General features: G+C 60.6%; 15 protein-coding genes. 11 read left to right on the top strand and 4 right to left on the bottom strand.

All coding sequences use genetic code 11. The features are described 5' to 3' along the window. Position 1 precedes the first annotated feature (1 nt). The 4 genes from DW003_RS02545 to DW003_RS02560 all read left to right on the top strand — a co-directional run bounded on the left by DW003_RS02545 (position 2) and on the right by DW003_RS02560 (position 4,978). Positions 2–844 (top strand): nucleotide exchange factor GrpE, encoded by an 843-nt coding sequence (locus DW003_RS02545; RefSeq protein ID WP_118387380.1) that lies wholly within the window; start codon positions 2–4, stop codon positions 842–844. 108 nt (positions 845–952) lie between these two features. After that, positions 953–1,918: a DnaJ C-terminal domain-containing protein gene (locus DW003_RS02550; RefSeq protein ID WP_055285310.1), complete on the top strand. Its 966-nt coding sequence runs from the start codon at positions 953–955 to the stop codon at positions 1,916–1,918. A gap of 72 nt (positions 1,919–1,990) precedes the next feature. Continuing rightward, positions 1,991–2,407, top strand: a complete 417-nt coding sequence (locus tag DW003_RS02555; protein WP_055250809.1) for a heat shock protein transcriptional repressor HspR — start codon at positions 1,991–1,993, stop codon at positions 2,405–2,407. 270 nt (positions 2,408–2,677) lie between these two features. Continuing rightward, positions 2,678–4,978 (top strand): hydratase, encoded by a 2,301-nt coding sequence (locus tag DW003_RS02560; RefSeq protein ID WP_118387382.1) that lies wholly within the window; start codon positions 2,678–2,680, stop codon positions 4,976–4,978. A 272-nt stretch (positions 4,979–5,250) separates the two neighbouring features. Here DW003_RS02560 and DW003_RS02565 read toward each other — a convergent pair whose 3' ends face one another. Then, on the bottom strand, positions 5,251–5,919 hold the full coding sequence (locus DW003_RS02565) for a hypothetical protein (RefSeq protein WP_117583635.1): 669 nt from the start codon (positions 5,917–5,919) through the stop codon (positions 5,251–5,253). Between the two features lie 234 nt (positions 5,920–6,153). On the opposite strand from DW003_RS02565, the gene DW003_RS02570 reads away from it, so the two are divergent. From DW003_RS02570 to DW003_RS02585, 4 genes are all read left to right on the top strand, one after another. Continuing rightward, entirely contained in the window at positions 6,154–6,825 is a 672-nt protein-coding gene (locus DW003_RS02570; RefSeq protein ID WP_147329350.1) for a hypothetical protein, read from the top strand. 286 nt (positions 6,826–7,111) lie between these two features. Continuing rightward, on the top strand, positions 7,112–9,739 hold the full coding sequence (gene clpB / locus DW003_RS02575; protein WP_118258689.1) for an ATP-dependent chaperone ClpB: 2,628 nt from the start codon (positions 7,112–7,114) through the stop codon (positions 9,737–9,739). Positions 9,740–9,869: 130 nt separating this feature from the next. Further along, positions 9,870–10,064, top strand: a complete 195-nt coding sequence (locus DW003_RS02580) for a hypothetical protein (RefSeq protein WP_232049598.1) — start codon at positions 9,870–9,872, stop codon at positions 10,062–10,064. Between the two features lie 292 nt (positions 10,065–10,356). Further along, a complete protein-coding gene (locus DW003_RS02585; RefSeq protein WP_118387384.1) occupies positions 10,357–11,709 on the top strand; it encodes an ATP-binding protein in 1,353 nt (450 codons plus the stop codon). 73 nt (positions 11,710–11,782) lie between these two features. Here the strand turns inward: DW003_RS02585 and DW003_RS02590 are convergent, their stop codons facing one another. The 3 genes from DW003_RS02590 to DW003_RS02600 all read right to left on the bottom strand — a co-directional run bounded on the left by DW003_RS02590 (position 11,783) and on the right by DW003_RS02600 (position 15,250). After that, positions 11,783–13,279, bottom strand: a complete 1,497-nt coding sequence (locus DW003_RS02590; protein WP_147352173.1) for a hypothetical protein — start codon at positions 13,277–13,279, stop codon at positions 11,783–11,785. Positions 13,280–13,516: 237 nt separating this feature from the next. Further along, the gene (locus DW003_RS02595) at positions 13,517–14,524 is read right to left on the bottom strand and encodes a DUF5692 family protein (RefSeq protein ID WP_035136631.1); all 1,008 of its coding nucleotides are present in this window, start codon (positions 14,522–14,524) and stop codon (positions 13,517–13,519) included. A gap of 63 nt (positions 14,525–14,587) precedes the next feature. Continuing rightward, positions 14,588–15,250 carry a TetR/AcrR family transcriptional regulator gene (locus DW003_RS02600; RefSeq protein ID WP_118387388.1) on the bottom strand — a complete coding sequence of 221 codons (663 nt, stop codon included), beginning with the start codon at positions 15,248–15,250 and terminating at the stop codon, positions 14,588–14,590. A 189-nt stretch (positions 15,251–15,439) separates the two neighbouring features. On the opposite strand from DW003_RS02600, the gene DW003_RS02605 reads away from it, so the two are divergent. The 3 genes from DW003_RS02605 to DW003_RS02615 all read left to right on the top strand — a co-directional run bounded on the left by DW003_RS02605 (position 15,440) and on the right by DW003_RS02615 (position 20,109). Further along, a complete protein-coding gene (locus DW003_RS02605) occupies positions 15,440–18,217 on the top strand; it encodes an FAD-dependent oxidoreductase (protein WP_187361883.1) in 2,778 nt (925 codons plus the stop codon). A 96-nt stretch (positions 18,218–18,313) separates the two neighbouring features. Next, complete coding sequence (locus DW003_RS02610) at positions 18,314–18,742, top strand: hydrogenase maturation nickel metallochaperone HypA (protein ID WP_117637935.1); 429 nt, start codon at positions 18,314–18,316, stop codon at positions 18,740–18,742. Between the two features lie 377 nt (positions 18,743–19,119). Next, a complete protein-coding gene (locus tag DW003_RS02615) occupies positions 19,120–20,109 on the top strand; it encodes a PTS sugar transporter subunit IIB (protein WP_117637934.1) in 990 nt (329 codons plus the stop codon). Position 20,110 lies beyond the last annotated feature (1 nt).

The raw sequence follows: 20,110 nt of genomic DNA on the forward strand, positions 1-20,110 counted from the left end.
CATGTCCGCCCGTAAAGCTCGCACGGAGGCGGCCGCCGCTGGCGCTGCCCCCGTTGACTCTGAGGAGAAGGACGTGAAGATTCCCGTAGAGGCCGCAGACGATACCGAGGCCTGTGAGGCCCCGGCCGCCGAGGCTGCCGAGAACCAGGTAGAGGATTGCAACAAGGAGGCGACGATGACCGAGGACGAGATGGTGGAAGCCGCTATCCGCGCCGGTGAGGAAGCCGCCGACAACGACTTTAAGCTCAAGTTCGAGCAGGCCCAGAAGGAGCTTGCCGACGTGCGTAGCGAGCTCGATGCTGCGGCAGAGGCTCAGAAGGCCGCCGAGGACAAGGCGAAGGACGCCACCGAGCGCACCGCCCGTCTACAGGCCGACTGGGAGAACTTCCGTCGCCGCACCGCCAATGAGCGTATCGCCGAGCGCGAGCGCGCGACCGAGAAGCTTGTCACCGCGCTGTTGCCGGTGATTGACGATATCGAGCGTGCAATCGACCATGCCCGTAGCCAGGAGCTTTCCGACGACTTTAAGCAGTTCGTCGATGGCGTCGACGCGGTGCATGCCAAGCTGCTCGATGTGTTTGCGCACGAGGGCGTTGAGCCCATCGATCCCAAGGGCGAGGCGTTCGATCCGCTCGAGCATCAGGCTGTGGGTCGCGTCGAGGACGCATCGCAGTACGACGAGACCGTCAACGATGTGTACCAGAAGGGCTACCGCATGGCGGACCGCATCCTGCGTTCCGCGATGGTGACGGTGACCTACGGTGGCGAGAAGCGCCCCGCACCGGAGCCCGAAGCGGCGCCCGAGGATGCTGCGGCCGATACGGCCGAGAGCACCGAGGAGTAATTGAGAAGGGCCCCGGGGCAACACCCGGGGCCCTTTCTGGCCTAGTGCCATATGAAAACATGAGCCGTCGTCTGCATGGGCGGCGGACGTAACAGGAGAGGAGCTACGATGGCTGCAGGCAAAACCTTCTATGACATCCTGGGCGTATCCAAGAGCGCCTCCGACAAAGAGATCAAGAGCGCGTTTCGCAAGCTCGCGCAAAAATATCACCCCGATGCCGGCGGCGACGAGGCCAAGTTTAAGGAGATCAGCGAGGCCTACGAGACGCTTTCGGACGAGAAGAAGCGCAAAGAGTACGACCAGATGCTCATGTTCGGCGGCATGCCGGGCGCGGGCGGCGCGTATGGCGGCGGCTACGGTGCCGGCGCGGGCGCCAGCGGCTGGGGCGATATCTTCGACAGCATCTTCAGCGGCAATGGCGCCTGGGGTAGCGATTGGGGCTCGGGCTTTGCCGGGGCTGCGGGCGCTGCCGGTGCCGGCGCGGGTCGCAGCCGCGCTCGCAAGGGCGGCGACCTATCGCTGACCGTCGATGTGACGGCCGAGGACGCGTTTCGCGGCGTGACGCACAAGGTCACCTATCGCATTCCCTCGACAGGCGAGCAGCAGACCATCACGGTCTCGGTGCCCGCGGGCGCGGTCGATGGCGGCAAGCTACGCTACAAGCGTCGCGGCGAGTATGGCGTTGCGGGTGGCGAGCGCGGCGACCTGGTCGTGACCACGCATGTGGAGGAGCACCCGCTGTTCAAGCGCAAAGGCGCCGACGTGACCATGGAGGTACCGGTCTCGGTCTACGAGGCGGCGCTCGGCTGCACGGTGGACGTGCCCACACCCGGCGGTGCGACGGTCCGTTTGAAAGTGCCCGCGGGTACCCAGACGGGCAAGAAGTTCCGCTTTAAGGAGATGGGAGCGCCCGACGTTAAGCACCGTGGCCGTACGGGCGCGCTGCTCGTCGAGATCAAGGTGCAGGTCCCCACGAACCTATCCGATGACGAGCGCGATGCCATGACCAAGCTGCGCGAGGCCGACACGCGCGATTATCGCGAGAAGGTCAACCGTTACAAGGCGACGTACTAGGGCGGTCGTGGCGCACACCCGCGCCCGCGGGCTTATGATGGACGATAACGAGACGGAAAGGGGTCAGGTAGCATGGCCGAGGACAATAGGAATAAACCGCTGTACATGATCAGCGTGGCGGCCGAGTTGACCGGCATGCATCCGCAGACTCTGCGCGTCTACGAGTCCAAGGGCCTGGTGAACCCCCAGCGCTCGGGCGGCAACACGCGTCTGTATTCGCGTGCCGATATCGAGCGCCTGGAGCTCATCAACCAGCTGACTGACGAGGGCATCAACCTTGCCGGCGTGGTGCGCATCCTCGATATGAAGGAGCGTGCCGAGGAGCGCGAGCGCGAGAACGAAAAACTCCGCGCACGCGTGCGCCAGCTCGAGGACGAGCTGCACGAGTACAAGATGCAGAAGAAGATCACCGCCCTGGCCCCGCGCGACGGCTCGGTCAACCCCGAGCAAGTCATGCGCAAACTGCTGGGCACGGGCGGCGACCTGTAGGCACTCATTGGGGACAGACTTAAATGAGTACCTGCAGAATGAGAGTGGATAATCTCCCGTTTTTTGCCTGTTTGCAGGCTCAAAGTGGGAGATTATCCACTCTCGTCATTTGAGCGTCTAAGTCTGCCTCCCCAGGACCTAACTCGTCCTCTGCTTTACTGAGATAAAGTGAACGCAGAGATTCGTAACCCACTCGCAACCGTTCTATGGCACGATATTGAACGAATGTATGCTATGCGCCCAAATCTTTTGGGCAGAGTGGGAGACAGTATGGTCAAGCTGTACGAGGACGGCATCTACCTGCGCGGCGGCAGCGAGGTTGTGCCTGCGGCCGAGGCTGCCGAGCGCGGTATTACGCAGACACCCGAGGATGCCAAGCGCGGCACCATCGCGTATTCGATCCTCCAGGCACACAATACGTCGGGCGACCCCGAGGCACTCAAGATTCGCTTCGATGCCATGGCGAGCCACGACATCACCTTTGTCGGCATCATCCAGACGGCGCGCGCTTCGGGCATGGAGCAGTTCCCGCTGCCTTACGTGCTCACCAACTGCCATAACTCGCTGTGCGCCGTGGGCGGCACCATCAATGAGGACGACCACGTCTTTGGCCTTTCCGCAGCCAAGAAGTACGGCGGCATCTTCGTTCCGCCGCACATCGCCGTCATCCACTCCTTTATGCGCGAGAACTTCGCCGGTTGCGGCAAGATGATCCTGGGTTCCGACTCGCACACCCGCTATGGTGCCCTGGGTACCATAGCCGTGGGCGAGGGCGGCGGCGAGTTGGCAAAGCAGCTGCTGCGCGACACCTACGATGTCGCCTATCCCGGCGTCGTGGCCATCTACCTCACGGGCGCCCCGCGCCCCGGCGTCGGCCCGCACGACGTGGCGCTCGCCATCATTCGCGCCGTCTTTGCCAAGGGCTACGTCAAGAACAATGTCATGGAGTTTGTGGGCCCGGGCATCGCGAGCATGACGACCGACTACCGCAACGGCGTTGACGTCATGACCACCGAGACCACCTGCCTGTCGAGCATCTGGGCCACCGACGAGGACACGCACGCGTTTTTGACCATGCACGGCCGCGGCGACGACTATCGCGAGCTCAAGCCCGCCGATGTCGCCTACTACGACGGTTGCGTCGAGGTCGACCTGTCGAGCATCAAGCCCATGATCGCACTGCCGTTCCATCCTTCCAACGGCTTTGAGATCGACGAGCTCAACGAGAACCTCGAGGACATCCTGCACGAGGTGGAGCTCGAGGCCGCCAAGATCGGCGAGGGCAAGACGCACTTTAGCCTGCTCGACAAGATCGTCGACGGCAAGCTGCACGTGCAGCAGGGCGTTATCGCCGGCTGCTCGGGCGGCAACTATGACTCCGTGGTCCAGGCTGCCCGCGTGCTCAAGGGCGCCAATACCGGCTGCGGCGAGTTCTCGCTGTCGGTCTATCCCACGAGCCAGCCCGTGGCGCTCGAACTTATACGCCGCGGCTACATCTACGACCTCATGGAGGCCGGCGCAATCGTGCGCACGGCATTCTGCGGCCCGTGCTTCGGCGCCGGCGACACGCCCGCCAACAACGGCCTTTCGATCCGTCACACCACGCGCAACTTCCCCAACCGCGAGGGTTCCAAGCCGGGTAATGGCCAGCTGAGCGCCGTGGCCCTGATGGACGCCCGCTCCATTGCGGCAACGGCTGCCAACGGCGGCGTCCTGACGCCGGCGACCGACCTGCCCGAGGACACTTGGGACGAGGCCTGCGAGTACACCTTTGACGACGCGCCGTACAAGAAGCGCGTGTACTGGGGCTTTGGCAAGGCGGAGCCTGCCGACGAGCTGGTCGAAGGCCCCAACATCAAGCCGTGGCCCGCGATGGAGCCGCTCGGCGACGACATCCTGCTCAAGGTTTGCTCCAAGATCATGGACCCGGTCACCACGACCGACGAGCTCATTCCCTCGGGCGAGACGAGCTCCTTCCGCTCCAACCCGCTGGGCCTGGCTGAGTTTACGCTGAGCCGCCGCGACCCGGCCTACGTGGGTCGCTCCAAGGAGGTCGACGCTGTGGAGAAGCGTCGCGTTGCCGGCGAGTCCGCAGGCGACCTGGCGGCGTTCGATGCCGAGCTTGCCGGTGTGTTTGAGGCGCTGGCCGGCGCGGGTGTCGCGGCCGATGCCAAGGCGACCGAGTACGGCTCCATGCTCTATGCCAAGAAGCCGGGCGACGGTTCTGCCCGCGAGCAGGCTGCGAGCTGCCAGCGCGTAATTGGCGGCCTGGCCAATATCGTCCACGAGTACGCCACCAAGCGCTATCGCTCCAACGTGATGAACTGGGGCATGGTGCCCTTCCAGATGGAGGCCGAGCCCAACTTTGAGGTGGGCGACTACGTCTTTGTGCCGGGCATCCGTGCCGCGCTCGATGGCGACCTAAAGGACATCGCCGCCTACGTGGTGCGCGCCGACGGTGCTGTTGAGCAGATTGAGCTCTACATTGCCGACATGACGGCAGAGGAGCGTGCCATCGTCAAGGCCGGCTGCCTGATCAACTACAACAAGTTCAAGGCCGCTGCCGAGTAGCGCACTTAATTGTCCGCCCGGGGCTTACCCTTTCCCGCCCGCTCACGCGCTTCGCGAGGGCCGCGTTCGGGAAAGGGTAAGCCCCGGGCTACATTTCTGCGTTCTCGTTGGGTCTTGAGGGACGCTAATAAATAGACTTGCTTGATGCCGCCTCTGTTATCGGGGCGGCTTCTTTTTGTTGAAAACCACCACAAAGGGGGCAGGCACCTTTGTGGTGGTGGGGACGAGCTCGATGCTGTTGTGATCGTTGAGCGGCATGTTAATGGGCGGCTCTACAGAATTTCATCTGGGCTGGCGGGTTTGGTTGTTTTGGGGATGCCGAGTTTGGATGACGCGAAATCGTCAACATTGTCCTTAATTCCGTCTTTGGTGTAGACAGTGACCATATAGGTGCTGTGTCCGAATTCGCCCTTGTCGCGTGTTGCCCAGGCATCCCAGTAGGCGGCCCCGTTTCGCCCTTTGATTTTTCCGACACGGCGGAGTTCTGTTCGCTTTAATTTCTGGTTGCTATAGATGGTTCGACCGGCCTCCTCGGTGAGCCCGCACTGTCCAAGCATCTTGTCGAGGACTTGGTTCATGTGGCGCTCATCGGTGTTTGGTGCGTAGTCGTAGGCGAGGGTGATGAAGTCGAGTGGCTGGTCGTCGATTAGATAGTTTAGCGTCTGAGGTCCAAGGCAGAAATAGGGGGAGCATCCGTCGATCTGACCGAGCAGTGGCAACTTTGACTGCCAACTTCCGGTGGGAATTCCATCTTCGTAAAACACGCCGCGACAGATAAAGGAGAGCGAGGTGGCACGCGAGCCGGCGTCGACCATTCCGCATAAATCGAAGGGCGAGGTGATACCAAGGGAAAAGGGCGTGATGACGATAAGGAAGAGCATCACGATGGGTATGGCGAGAATGGCGATGACGTTGCGACCGGTGGAATGAGGCGGCTTCATATGCGCTCCTCGAGACAAAGATCTGTTGAGGATAGGCAGAAATGGATATGTTCAGAGAGCAATTCAAGTTTAATCTCATTGCGCGAGATGGTCGACCGTTAGCGTCGAAAACCACCACAAAGGTGCCTGTCCCCTTTGTGGTGGTGAGGAGCGCGCGGCTTCTTTTGGTAATAGTGTTAGCTGGCGGTATCATTAGTGCAGGTGGCGAAGGTTTGCATTGTGGGGTGTTTTGCCGTGAGCCGTTCTGCCCGTATTGGATTGATTGTCTTGGCGCTTGCGATCGCTGTGGTTGGCGCGGGCGCTGTCGGTATGGCATTTCTACCTGCTGCGGTGACGGAGCCGGTGGTCAAGCCTGTGACTCAATCTGTCGAACTTCTGACCGGCGACGACAAGCCCGAGACCATTACCGTTGATTTTGATGAGCAGCCGGCTGTGCTGGGTATTAGCAATTATCCGCGTATTCAGCTTGGGGCCATGCGCTATACCACGGATACAAGCCTGATCGATAGGGCGTCCGAGCTACTCAAGGGCAAAACATTTAAGCGTTGGTACGGATATGCGTCCTATCGGGCAAAAGCGAACGACATGGTTGGCGGATGCCACTCGTCCATCGAGCTGGACACTGCAAACGGCGCAAAGTTATGTGATGTCTCGTACGATCCGGGCTACGAGGGCAATGAGGGTCCGGGCATCTACATCATGGACGGCGATGTCGCCTATGTCATGGAGGGCGACCAGACCGAGCTCAACGATTTTATGGGTCAGTGTATCCAAGATGCCTATAAACAGACCTGCTTGCCTGACCCGCAGACTGCACGCGATAGTGGGTCTGCCCGTACATGGCTGTTCGAGGATGAGATGCCCTGGACCGTCGAATCGGGAAGTACGGGTTCGGCGAAGGAGTAGAGACCGCGACCACCACAAAGGTGCCTGTCCTCTTTGTGGTGGTTTTCGGTCTGTCTCGATCTGTAACATCTAGGATCAAAAATGGCTGCTAGATGTTACAGATCGAGACGGTAGCGCGCCTGGGCAGCGGCGGGCTGACATCTCAGTACCCTATCCGTAATTCACTCAGAAAATCTTATATATAGAGACTTAGATTTGTGTATAAGATCGCGCAAAGCTGGCAACAATACTTCTCGAACAACGTGAAGCCGCCCCGTAGGGCGGCCGCCCCAAGAGAGGTGATTCCATGAGAATCGATAAGCTAGCAATGACGTCGCGCGAGGCGCTGCAGACCGCCATGAGCACGGCTGCCGACGCGCAGGCCGGCGCGGTGGAGCCGATTCACCTGCTGTCCGCCCTGCTTGGTGCCGGCGAGCGCAATATCTCCGTGATCATCGAGCGCATCGGCGCCGATCCGGCCCAGCTTGCACGCTCCACACAAGATGCCATCGACCGCGCGCCCAAGGTTTCGGGCGAGGGCCAGCAGATGGGCCTGTCCAATGAGCTCGTCCGCGTCATCGAGAAGGCCGAGAAGAAGGCCACCAAGATGGGCGACAGCTTTGTGGTGACCGAGCATTTGCTGATGGCGCTTGCCGAGGACAAGGGCGAGGCTGGTCGTGTACTGCGTGACGCCGGCGTCACCAAGGAGCGCATCGAGCAGGTCTACGAGGAGCTGCGTGGCGATGACCGCGTGACGTCTGCCGAGGATAAGACCCAGTTTGAGGCGCTGGAGCAGTACGGTCGCAACATCTGCGATCTGGCCCGCGCCGGCAAGCTCGACCCGGTCATCGGCCGTACCGACGAGATCCGCCGTACCATCCAGGTTCTGTCCCGCCGCACCAAGAACAACCCCGTGCTCATCGGCGAGCCGGGCGTCGGCAAGACGGCCATCGTCGAGGGCATCGCCCAGCGTATCGTGGCCGGCGACGTGCCGAGCACCCTGCGCGACCGCGACCTCATCGAGCTCGACATGAGCGCGCTGGTCGCCGGCGCCAAGTATCGCGGCGAGTTCGAGGACCGCTTGAAGGCCGTGCTCAAGGAAGTGCAAAAGTCCGAGGGCAAGGTCATCCTGTTCATCGATGAGCTCCACACCATCGTGGGCGCGGGTGCCACCGAGGGCTCCATGGATGCCGGCAACATCCTGAAGCCGGCGCTCGCCCGTGGCGACTTGCACGCAATCGGCGCGACTACGCTCGACGAGTATCGCAAGTACATCGAGAAGGACGCGGCACTCGCCCGTCGTTTCCAGACCGTTATGGTGAGCGAGCCTACCGTCGAGGACACCATCTCGATCCTGCGTGGCCTCAAGGAGAAGTACGAGATCTTCCACGGCGTGCATATCACCGATAGCGCGCTCGTGGCAGCTGCCGACCTCTCCGATCGCTACATTGCCGACCGCTTCCTGCCCGACAAGGCCATCGACTTGGTCGATGAGGCCGCAAGCCGCCTGCGCATGGAGCTCGACAGCATGCCGGTCGAGATTGACGCCACCACGCGTCAGCTCACCCAGCTGCAGATCGAGGAGCAGGCGCTCATGAAGGAGACCGACGACGCCTCCAAGGAGCGTCTGGAGGCCCTGCGCCAGGAGATTGCCGAGGTCCAAGAAAAGCTCAACGTGCAAAAGGCCGGCTGGCTCAACCAGAAGAACGCCATCGACCACGTGCAGGAGCTTAAAGGCCAGCTCGACGAGGCCAAGAGTGAAGAGGAGCGCGCGACGCGCAACGGAAACTTGGGCCGTGCGTCCGAGCTGCGCTATTCCGTGATCCCGGGTCTGCAGCAGCAGATTCAGGATTCCGAGGCTGCGCTCGAGGCACAAAAGCAGCAGGACGGCGAGGGCCTCAACGAGCAGGTGACCTCCGATGAGATCGCCGAGGTCGTGAGCGCCTGGACCGGCGTGCCCGTGTCCAAGATGATGCAGGGCGAGCTCGACAAACTGAAGGGCTTGGAGGACGAGCTGCATAAGCGCGTCATCGGCCAGGACGAGGCGGTCTCCGCCGTGGCCGCGGCCGTGCGCCGCAGCCGTGCGGGCCTCTCCGATCCGGACAAGCCCATCGGCAGCTTCTTCTTCCTGGGCCCCACCGGCGTGGGCAAGACCGAGCTCGCCAAGGCACTGGCCGAGTGCCTGTTCGACGACGAGCGCGCGCTCGTGCGTATCGACATGTCCGAGTACATGGAGAAGTTCAGCGTCCAGCGTCTGATCGGTGCGCCTCCGGGATACGTGGGCTACGACGAGGGCGGCCAGCTCACCGAGGCCGTGCGCCGTCGTCCGTACTCCGTGATCTTGCTCGACGAGATGGAGAAGGCTCATCCGGATGTCTTTAACGTGCTATTGCAGGTGCTCGACGACGGCCGTCTGACCGATGGCCAGGGTCGCCAAGTGTCCTTCAAGAACACGATTATCATCATGACGTCCAACGTGGGTTCCAAGGCTATCGCCGATCTGTCCGGCAAGGACGAGGAGGAGATGCGCCATCAGGTCGACGCGGCCATGGCTCAAACCTTCCGCCCCGAGTTCCTCAACCGTATCGACGATATCGTGGTGTTCCATCCGCTCGGCATGGCGCAGATCGAAAAGATCGTCGATATTCAGCTCGCCGACGTCCGCGCACGTCTGGCCAAGGAGCGCATGACGCTTGCCATCACCCCGGCGGCCAAGCAGATGCTCGCCGTGGGCGGCCTGGACCCGGTTTTTGGCGCCCGTCCGCTCAAGCGTCTCGTGCAGCGCGAGGTCGTGGATGCCATTGCCGCCGCTATTATCGACGGTACGGTGCGCGAGGGCGATCAGGTGACGGTCGATGCCGACAAGGACGGCGGCTTTACCGTCGTGTGCGACAACACGCCGACGGCCACCTACGAGGTTCCAGACGCCGAGTAGATTTTGGGGCCGGCTTTAAAACCGCCCCCCATCGCAAAACGCCAAGGGCGGCGGATCCAATTGGATCCGCCGCCCTTTTTCGTGCGACAATCGATGATGTTGAACGGATGCGATGCAAGGAGATGCGCAGATGACAGACAAGAACAAGACGAACACGCCGGCGACCGATGCCGCACCCGCCGCACCCAAGCCTGCGCCTAAGCCGGCACCCAAGCCGCGCGACCCCTATATTCGCGCCGAGAACGAGGACGACGACGGCTACGATCCCTACAGCGATCGCCGCCCCGAGCGCGAGCCCCTCTTCGAAGCCGACCCCTGGCGCTAAGTAGCTCATTTGGGACGGGGCTTTTTTAGCTACTTTTGCCCCCTCCCGCCTGCCTGATGATTTTTCTGGGACGGGGATTTAATAATCATTCGGTACAAAATGATTATTAAATCCCCGTCCCAGAAAAATCATTCTCTCGAGCTTGGTGGCTCCTCAGCCGTTCGACATCCTCCGGGAGATCAGTAACAGAAAAATTTGCTTACCAATTAATCAAGATACGCATAAATCTTGCTCTCCTGCTAATCAAGAATCGATATAATCTTGATTAGCATATAAGCAAGATTGGAGAATCATGGCATTCAACGACTTGGTGGCCCAGAAAATAAAGGACTTTGAGCAACAAGGAGTTCCACAGGTCTTTGAGCGCGACCTTGATCTGGGAAACCCGCAGGAACCCAAGCGCGACAACATCGTAAATGTGATTGTGGGAGCCCGTCGTTGTGGAAAGACGTATCGCCTGTATCAGGAGATGCAGCGGCTTCAGGGTCAAGGTATCGACCTTGACCGGATGCTTTATTTCAATTGTGAGGATGAGCGCTTGCGTCCGTATGAGCCGTCGCTGCTAGCGGACGTGCTCGATACATTCTATGCGCTATATCCTGCTGCTCGAACCGAGGGTGCCTACATTTTCTTCGATGAAATCCAGGAAATTCCCGAATGGGGTGCGTTTCTGCGGCGTGTGGTCGATACGGAGAAAGCGACCGTCTACGTGACGGGATCTTCTTCTAAGATGCTGTCCTCGGAACTTAAGAGCGAGTTCAGGGGCCGCTCTCTTGTGCGAGAGCTGTTTCCGTTGAGTTTTTCGGAATACGTCCGATATAAGACGGGGAGCGTTCCTGAGCCGGATGCACCCTTTTCATCGAGCGATGCAGCACTGCTTCGACATCATCTGATCGGATATCTTGAGCGAGGGGGATTCATCGCGACGCTAGAGCAGACGCCCGCGGATGCGATTCAGCTGCTACAGGAATATGCGTCGCGAACGGTCGCCATGGACGTCGTTGAGCGCTACGACATCAAGAACCCTCGTTTGGCTTCACTGTTCCTGACGCGGTGTATGGCATCTTCGGCACGAGAGCTGTCAGTGAACAAGGTGTACAACGAGTTCAAAAGTAGGCAGATACCCGTCAGTCGCAATTCGCTCGGCGACTTACTTGAGTATTACGAGGACGCCTACCTGTTGTTTTCGGTGCCGGAGTTCACGCGCTCACTTGCAAATAATGCGCGGTCCGCATCTAAAGTCTACGCTGTCGATCCTGCGATGTTCGGAGCATTCTCTCCCGCATCGGCATTTGATCAGGGCCAGAGGCTCGAGACTGCGGTGTTCAATGCGCTCAGAAGAAGGACTCCAGCCGTGCGGTCCGGTTCGGTCTGCCGCCTGCTGATCAAAGAGAAGAATAAAAGCCATGAGGTGGACTTTGTGACCGGGGATGCGCTTCTTATGCAGGCTTATGGCCTGATTCAGGTGAGTACGGATATGGCAAGCGAGAAAACGCGCGAGCGCGAAATTGCCGCGCTTGATGCCTCGATGGCCCAATTCGATCTTGGTGAGTCGACAATCGTTACCATGGATGAGCAGGCCGATATTCCATGCGAGCACGGTGTGGTACACGTTGTTCCCGCATGGAAGTGGCTCCTTGCCTAATCATCTACGGATCTGTGGGGCCAGGACCTCCTGGCCCCTTCATCACGGTTGGGGAGCACCATGATGCGCCCGGCTAGTCCTGGGCCTTGATGCTCGGCATCAGGATCTGGGCGAGGTAGTCGGTCTCGAGTTTGGTCGCGGCGTCGGCTTTACCGTCTTTGCCGACCAGTACGTTCTTGATCTGGCTATAGGTGTAGCGGTTGCCGGTCGTGAGCTCGACAAGCTCAATGGCCGTGTCCATGGGGTAGGTCGACACGGGATTCTGCGTCCGTCCGTTGATGGTCTGGGGCACCACGTACGGATAGGCGGGGCCGCTGGCGTAGACGGTATAACCGTTGCCTAGGTTGGCCGCACCCAAAACCGTATCGCCTTCATCGGGCGTAAAGCTCTCGCCCTCGCGCACCGCGACGAGCGTCACAATCGGCGTATCGCTGTCGCCGGCAAGATAGATGCATAGCGTGCTGCCATTTTGCCAAGTCTCGACCTTGCCGTACCACTCGACGGGGATATCGAGCTGGTAGAGGTCGGTTGCCTTGTGACGGGCGTCGGCATCACGGGCCGCCTGTGCCTTTTGCGCGCTCACGGCATTGACGGCGGCGTCGCGCCGCGCGGTTGCCGCCTGCTGGAGCACCTTGGCGGTGGCGGAGGAGCTCGCGCCTCCCTCCTCGGCATATTTGGCGGCGGCATCGATCTGGTCGTCGGTTACCGTGTCGGCCGAAGGCACCTTGAGCTTAAAGGTGACCTGGGCACTTAAATCCTGTCCATCGCTCTTAACGGTGACCTGCGTCTTGGTGGTCGGGACGGTATAGATGGTGCCGTCGGCCGCGATGGGGGAGGCAGCGATGGAGAGCGTGTAGTCACCGGGTAGTAGTTTGATGCCACGGCCGTGCTCGTCAACATAGAGTGTTTCGCTTACGGAGGATCCGTCAGAATCCTGGCCACTTACCTGTACGGGAATCTTGGAGCCGGTGGAACAGTCGAGCCCCGCGGCATGTACGCCAATCTGCACCGACATCATCGTGTGGGCATTGGCGGCGACAGCGGCAGCCTGCTCTTGCTGATATCCGTTCCAGGCAGCATAGCCTGCACCACCGGCGACGAGCGCGACGGCCACGACACCGGCGACCATCAGATTGCGGCGCTTGGGCGACATCTTGCGATGGCGAACCTCGGCCTCGCGTGCCGAGGGGACGGACGGAAGGGGAATATCGCCCATGGCGATGGTCTCGTCCACGGCTGGTGCGGAACCCAGGCCAGGAAGCTCGCGGGTCAGCGAATCCTCGGCCGGCAAGCTGTCGAGCAAGACGGTTTCCTCGCCCGTGTCGGATTCGAGCTGATTGCCGGCCTCGCTTTCGGTGTCTTCGTGACCTGCCTCATCTTTGGCAGGCTCAACGTCGTCTGCATCCTGATCATCGGACTGCGCCTCGGCTTCCGGCTCATCCTGCACACCAACGCCCGAATCGTCAAACGCAATCTCATCGAGTGAAATCCGGTCTAAGCTCTCCAAGGCCTCAGCGCAAGCTTCTGCATCTTGGTTCGCATCCTCTTGGCCCATCGTTTCATCTTTCATATATCCCCCAAGCTCAATATCGGGACAACAATGTACCCAAAATTGGGGTCACATAGGGCTGTCAGTCGGTTGGAAATCTGATTTTATCTGTGAGAGAGGTTTTGCATATGTGCGTGAATGCGCGCAACAACAAAAAGCCCCGGAAAGCGGGCGAATCGCTTTCCGGGGCTGCACATGACGCGCGATTGCGGCGTCGGCTAAGTTTGCCTACATCCAAATGTGGGCGGAATAAACACGTTACTCGGCGTGCGCGTAATCAACCTTGGCACGGCGAGCGGTGGCCTTCTCCCAATCGCTGGTGCCCTCAAAGACATCCTGCTTGTAGGGATTGCGGCCGAGCTTCTTGGCGCGGTAGGCGATGTAGATGATCGCGGCGACGTTGGCGACCAGTGCGGCGATCGAGACCGCGGTAGCGGCGCCGGGGTCGAGCGTGGAGTGGGTCACAAAGATGGACTCCTCCTGGAAGTACGGGAACACCTGGGCAAACATGCACCAAATGGCCAGCGTAAAGGCGCGGTTCTGGATCCAGCCGCCCTTGTTCCAGATAAAGGCGGCGACGGTGGGCGCCAGCAGCAGCGCAAAGCCGCAGAACCAGGAGTGGGTGGGCAGGCAGTTGTAGGTGTAGCAGAAGTTCCAGATGTCGTAGGCGATGATGTAGACCCAGGTCATGTCGGGCCACAGCATGTCGGTCTTGTCCTCGGAGGCGTAGACGCTCCACCAACCGGTCATGCAGAAGATGTTGATGATACCGGCGATGCCGTTGAACACGTTGTTCCAGCCGGCCAGCTGCGTAGCACCTTCGGAGGTGACCCAGGTGGACTCGCCCAGGACAAAGAAGTGATAGGCGCTCTCAAAGTCGGATACGACGGCGATCATGATGTTGATGGCGACGATCACAAACGGCCACGCGCGGAACCAATGCGCCTTGCCGATCTTGCCCCACTGGTACTTAATGGCAATGAAGCCCCAGCAACCGGCCAGCGCCGCGTATACCTTGGCGTAGTGGAACCAGCTGTTCTGGTACACATGGGTGGGGTTGGTGAGCGCCCACTCGGCACCCTGCGAAACGCCGATGGCGATGGCGACGCAGTAGATGGTCATGGCCAGCGGAGCCACGCCAAAGATGATTGCCGCGCCGAGCTTGGTGCGGCGGCCGACCTCGTTGAGCACGATCAGGCCGATAAAGACCATGGCCCAGCCGGCCCAGTGGATAAGGGTATCGCTACCCCAAACATCGAACAGCATGCTGCTCTCCTTTCACAAGCCCGCGGCCCCTCTTCTGATCGCGGGCAGTTTGGCCAAATGTCGTCAGTTCTGGGGCTTGCGCTCCGGATACTTGGCGGTATAGCCCTCGATGTGGAGTGTCGAGGCGATGATTTCCTTGACCGTCTCGTCGGGCACATCGGGGTGCGTGCGGATATACATCAACAACCCCATGATGAGGGTGTAGAACGTCTCGTAGACATGGTCGATGCGTAGCTCATGATGGGCGACAAAATCCACCACGGTGGTGTCGCAGATATACTGCGCCACGCGTTGGACCACGTTGTGCAAAAAGCCGCCGTAGAGCGCGCCGCTGCTGGAGGTCAGGGTGCTCGGCAGTTCGTGGCCGCTGGCGACCAGGCGCTTAAAGAGCGGGGCGACGGTGTCGAGCGCGCCCTCGATGTCGCCAACCGTGCGGCTGGCATTCCACTGCTCGAGCTCGGCAATGAAGCCGTCGATTGCCTCGTCCATGACAGCGGTGACGGCGGCGTCCATATCGGCAAAGTAATGGTAGAACAATGAACGCGTGCAGCCGGCTCGCTTGGTCACAGCCGATACCGATAGGTGGGACACGCCCAGCTCGGAGCTTACGGTGCGCACGGCATCGAGAATCTCGCGACGGCGTTCGTCGCCCGTCAAGCGCTTCGCCGCGCTATCGGATGCGGGGACGGCATCGACCACAGAGGTACCTGCTGCGTTGTTGCCCATGTTTTGCCGCCTTTCATCCTCTTTTGCCTGACCGTTCGCCTAACAGTCTTGAATATTGTTGACGGTTCGTCAATACTATTTTTGACACAATGTCAACAATGGCGGGTGAACGGCATGGGGGCATGCCCGGCCTGCAAAAAAAGAGGGGTGCTGCGGCCTCGTCGGGCTGCGGCAAGAGAAGGGACAACCATGATTCTCAACGGACCGGGGATTAGTTACACCGAGCCCGATATCGGCGTGGAGTTTGTGCCGCCGCTGCCGGAGCATCCGCGCGAGGCAATCGTCAAGCTGTGCGAGCACTGCACCAACCGTCTGCTGCATCGCGACGAGCTGCTGGGCTACGAGTACTGGTCGTTTGCCGAGGCCGCAACCGACGAGCAGGCCGAAGTGCTCTGCAAGATGAAGATGCGTCGTCCCTATACGCTGCCCGAGATGGTCAAGCTCACCGGCATGCCCGAGGCCGATATCGAGAAGATGCTCGACGACATGAGCTACACGGGTCTGCTCGAGTACAACTGGGAAAACCCCGAGCGCGCCAAGCAGTGGGTACTGCCCATGCTGGTGCCGGGTTCCGCCGAGTTCCTCAACATGCGCGTGAGCCAGCTCGAGGAGCATCCGGTCTATGCCAAGTTCTTTGAGCAGGCGTCCAAGGGGCCGCTGTCCCGCGCCACGCCGATGGTGCCGCCCGGAGGCGCCGGTATCGGCATGCACGTCATTCCGGTCGAGAAGGCCATCGACGCCGCAAGCACCTCGGTGCCTATTGAGCATATCGAGCATTGGCTCGACAAATACGAGGGTAAGTATGCCGCTAGCACCTGCAGCTGCCGCGCGAGCCGTCGCGTGATGGGTGAGGGCTGCGCCGACGACCCGGCCGATTGGTGCATCGCCGTGGGCGATATGGCCGACTACGTGGTCGAGACCGATCGTGGCCATTACGTGACCCGCGACGAGGTTTACGACATCCTGCGCCAGGCCGAGGACAACGGCTTTGTGCACCAGATCACCAACATTGACGGTGAGAACAAAATCTTCGCCATCTGCAACTGCAACGTCAACGTGTGCTACGCCCTGCGCACCTCGCAGCTGTTCAACACGCCCAACCTGTCGCGCTCGGCCTATGTCGCCAAGGTCGAGAAGGACAAGTGCGTGGCCTGCGGTCGCTGCGTTGAGGTGTGCCCGGCCGGTGCCGCCAAGCTCGGCCAGAAGCTCTGCAGCAAAAAGGCCGGCGGCAAGGTGCCCGAGTATCCGCGCCAGGAGCTGCCCGATGCCACCAAGTGGGACCACACCAAGTGGTCGCCCAACTACCGCAACGACAACCGCATCGAGACGCATGAGTCCGGCACGGCGCCCTGCAAGACGGCCTGCCCCGCGCACGTTGCCGTTCAGGGCTATCTGAAGCTCGCGGCGCAGGGCCGCTATGACGAGGCACTGGCACTCATCAAGCGCGAGAACCCGCTGCCCGCTATCTGCGGCCGTGTGTGCAACCGCCGCTGTGAGGATGCCTGCACCCGCGGTCGTGTGGACGCCGCCGTGGCTATCGACGAAGTCAAGAAGTTTATCGCCCAGCGCGATCTGGACGCTGCGACCCGCTACGTCCCGCCCGTGGTGACGCCGACGCGCGCTGGCGGCTTCGACCAGAAGATTGCCATCATCGGTGCCGGCCCGGCCGGTCTGTCCTGCGCTTTCTATCTTGCCGAGAAGGGCTACAAGCCCGTCGTGTTCGAGAAAAACGAGCGCCCGGGTGGCATGCTCACCTACGGCATTCCCAGCTTTAAGCTGCAGAAGGATGTTATCGAGGCCGAGGTCGAGATCATTCGCCTGATGGGTGCCGAGTTCCGCTATGGCGTGGAAGTCGGCCGTGACGTGACGCTCGATGAGCTGCGCACGCAGGGTTTTAAGGCCTTCTACGTGGCTATTGGCTGCCAGGGCGGCCGCCTTGCCGACATTCCGGGCGAGGACGCCGAGGGTGTGACCGTGGCCGTCGACTTTTTGCGCGAGGTCAACAGCGGCAAGATTGACGCGCTGCCCGGCCGCACCATCGTGGTGGGCGGCGGCAACGTGGCCATCGACGTTGCCCGCAACGCCTGCCGTCTGGGTTCCGAGCACGTTGAGATGTTCTGCCTGGAGAGCGAGGCACAGATGCCCGCCAGCGAGGAAGAGCGTCGCGAGGCCATCGAGGACGGCGCGCACATCAGCTGCGGTTGGGGTCCCAAGGAGGTCCACCTGGACGAGGCCGGTCGTGTGTGCGGTATCACCTTCAAGCGCTGCACGCGTGTCTTTGACGACGAAGGCCGTTTTGCGCCCGAGTACGACGAGAACGATCTACGCCGTGTCGATGCTGACCGTGTCGTCATGTCCATCGGCCAGTCCATCGTGTGGGGCGACCTGCTGGCTGGCTCCAAGGTGGAGCTTGGCCGTGGTCAGGGTGCCCTTGCCGATCCCCAGACCTACCAGACCGCCGAACCCGACATCTTTGTGGGTGGTGACGTCTACACCGGTCCCAGCTTCGCCATCGACGCTATCGCCGCCGGTCACGAGGCTGCGGTGTCCATCCACCGCTTTGTGCAGCCGGGCTCCACGCTCACCATCGGCCGCAACCAGCGCCGCTACGCCGCGCTCGACCGCGACGATGTCGTGATCGAGAGCTATGACAACGCGAGCCGTGAGGTTGCCCACGTGGACCACGAGCGCGAGAAGGCCGCGCCCTTCAGCGAGTACGTCGAGACCTTTACCGAAGAGCAGGTGCGCGCCGAGACCGCCCGTTGCCTTGGCTGCGGTGCCTCAATCGTCGACCCCAACAAGTGCATCGGCTGCGGCCTGTGCACCACCAAGTGCGCGTTCGATGCCATCCATCTGGATCGCGATCGCCCCGAGTGCTCCACGATGGTCAAATACGAGCAAAAGCTCCCGAGCCTTGGCAAGTATGCTTTAAAGCGTGCAATCAAAATCAAGTTCGGTCGTAAATAGGTAACCATGGCGGGTAAGGGGACGGCGCAGACTAGATTTCGCCGTCCCCTTGCTTTGAGTTTGCATCGCATCAACCGTTGTTGAAAGGTTTCTACCTTGCATGAATTGGGAATCGTTTATCACATTATTCGCGATGTTGAGAACGTGGCGCGCGCCAATGGCGTGCGTCGCGTTTCGAGCGTCACGCTGCTGCTGGGCGAGGTCTCGGGCGTCGTTCCCGACTTGCTGCTCGACGCTTGGCGCTGGGCGGCAGATAAAAAGTCCATCACGCAGGGCGCGGAGCTTATCGTGGAGCCCGTCGAGGCCGTGACGCATTGCGAGGCGTGCGGCCGCGACTATGCGACAGTCGAGCACGGCAAGACCTGCCCCCATTGCGGCAGTGGCGATACCTATTTGCTCCAGGGCCAAGAGGTCATGATCAAGCAGATCGAGACCCCCGACGAGGACCCGGCAGACGCTGCCCCCGACGGCCCCTCTGACGCCCCCGACGCCGTCGACGCCGCTAACCCTCTCCACATCGTCTAGCCCCTAGTCGTTGGGGACGTTCTTGTTTGACTAGTCGTTTAAGAACGTCCCCAACGACTACTTGCGCTAGAGCATAAGTTATACAATTAGTCAAGTTATGTCTGTTTAAACAAAATAGCGGCACGCAGGCGCATTGGGATTAACCTAAAAGCGGCGTTAATGAACAGCGTGTCTGTATATATCTGTGGAAGTAATTGGGAAATCACGTTTTAGTAGGCAATGAGCTGTAAATCAGCAACGTAATCAATTTGTAACAAACTTAGACGTTTAAACAAATAATGCAACCGTTTGCGAATTTAGCTATAAATCCACAAGGCGAACAGGTATACTCCATTATTGTCGTGTAGGAAATACGTAGACAAAAAGGAGGTTATGTGATGGTAAGTATTGTTCTTGCTAGCCATGGTGACTTGGCGGCTGGAATCAAGCAGACGGGCTCGATGGTCTTTGGCGATCAGCCGTCTGTAGCCGTGGTCTCGCTCGAGCCGAGCATGGGCCCCGACGACTTCCGTGCCAAGGTCGAGGAAGCAGTCGCTTCCTTCGAGGACCAGGAGCAGGTGCTCTTCCTCGTTGATCTGTGGGGCGGCACGCCCTTCAACCAGATCAGCGGTCTCATCGAGGGCCATGATTCCTGGGCTATCGTCACCGGTGTCAACCTGCCTATGCTCATCGAGGCATATTCGCAGCGCTTTGACGCAAAGAACACTGCACATGCGATCGCAAAACATCTCGTGACTGAGGCTAAGGCCGGCGTGCGCGTCAAGCCCGAGTCTCTGGAGCCCGAGGAGAAGAAGCCGGCTGCGGCCGCCGCTGCTCCTGCAGGCGCCATCCCTCCGGGAACGGTCATCGGCGACGGGCACATCAAGATCGCCCACGTCCGTATCGACACCCGTCTGCTTCATGGTCAGGTGGCCACCACGTGGACCAAGCAGATCAACCCCAACCGCATCATCGTGGTTTCCGACGGCGTTGCTCACGACGAGCTCCGCAAGACCATGATCGAGCAGGCTGCCCCTCCGGGAGTTCATGCCAACGTCGTGCCCATCAAGAAGATGGCCGAGGTCGTCAAGGACACGCGCTTTGGTGACACCAAGGCCATGCTGCTTTTCGAGAACCCGCAGGATCTGCTCAGGGCCATCGAGGCCGGCGTCGACATCAAGGAAGCCAACATCGGTTCCATGGCCCACTCCAAGGGCAAGGTCGTCGTCACCAACGCTGTCGCTATGGGCGATGACGATGTCAAGACCATCGAGGCTCTCAAGGCCAAGGGCGTCAAGTTCGAGGTCCGCAAGGTTCCTTCGGATTCCTCCGAGGATCTCGACGCCATGTTGAAGAAAGCAAAGGCCGAACTGGCCGCTCAAGCATAGT

The organism is Collinsella sp. AF36-3AT, assembly GCF_003475205.1.
Taxonomy (GTDB): domain Bacteria; phylum Actinomycetota; class Coriobacteriia; order Coriobacteriales; family Coriobacteriaceae; genus Collinsella; species Collinsella aerofaciens_AF.

Excerpts from the sequence above, each read along its gene's own strand:
- DW003_RS02545 (WP_118387380.1), top strand. The coding sequence starts at position 2 with ATGTCCGCCCGTAAAGCTCGCACGGAGGCGGCCGCCGCTGGCGCTGCC.
- DW003_RS02550 (WP_055285310.1), top strand. The coding sequence starts at position 953 with ATGGCTGCAGGCAAAACCTTCTATGACATCCTGGGCGTATCCAAGAGC.
- DW003_RS02555 (WP_055250809.1), top strand. The coding sequence starts at position 1,991 with ATGGCCGAGGACAATAGGAATAAACCGCTGTACATGATCAGCGTGGCG.
- DW003_RS02560 (WP_118387382.1), top strand. The coding sequence starts at position 2,678 with ATGGTCAAGCTGTACGAGGACGGCATCTACCTGCGCGGCGGCAGCGAG.
- DW003_RS02565 (WP_117583635.1), bottom strand. The coding sequence starts at position 5,919 with ATGAAGCCGCCTCATTCCACCGGTCGCAACGTCATCGCCATTCTCGCC.
- clpB (WP_118258689.1), top strand. The coding sequence starts at position 7,112 with ATGAGAATCGATAAGCTAGCAATGACGTCGCGCGAGGCGCTGCAGACC.
- DW003_RS02580 (WP_232049598.1), top strand. The coding sequence starts at position 9,870 with ATGACAGACAAGAACAAGACGAACACGCCGGCGACCGATGCCGCACCC.
- DW003_RS02585 (WP_118387384.1), top strand. The coding sequence starts at position 10,357 with ATGGCATTCAACGACTTGGTGGCCCAGAAAATAAAGGACTTTGAGCAA.
- DW003_RS02590 (WP_147352173.1), bottom strand. The coding sequence starts at position 13,279 with ATGAAAGATGAAACGATGGGCCAAGAGGATGCGAACCAAGATGCAGAA.
- DW003_RS02595 (WP_035136631.1), bottom strand. The coding sequence starts at position 14,524 with ATGCTGTTCGATGTTTGGGGTAGCGATACCCTTATCCACTGGGCCGGC.
- DW003_RS02600 (WP_118387388.1), bottom strand. The coding sequence starts at position 15,250 with ATGGGCAACAACGCAGCAGGTACCTCTGTGGTCGATGCCGTCCCCGCA.
- DW003_RS02605 (WP_187361883.1), top strand. The coding sequence starts at position 15,440 with ATGATTCTCAACGGACCGGGGATTAGTTACACCGAGCCCGATATCGGC.
- DW003_RS02615 (WP_117637934.1), top strand. The coding sequence starts at position 19,120 with ATGGTAAGTATTGTTCTTGCTAGCCATGGTGACTTGGCGGCTGGAATC.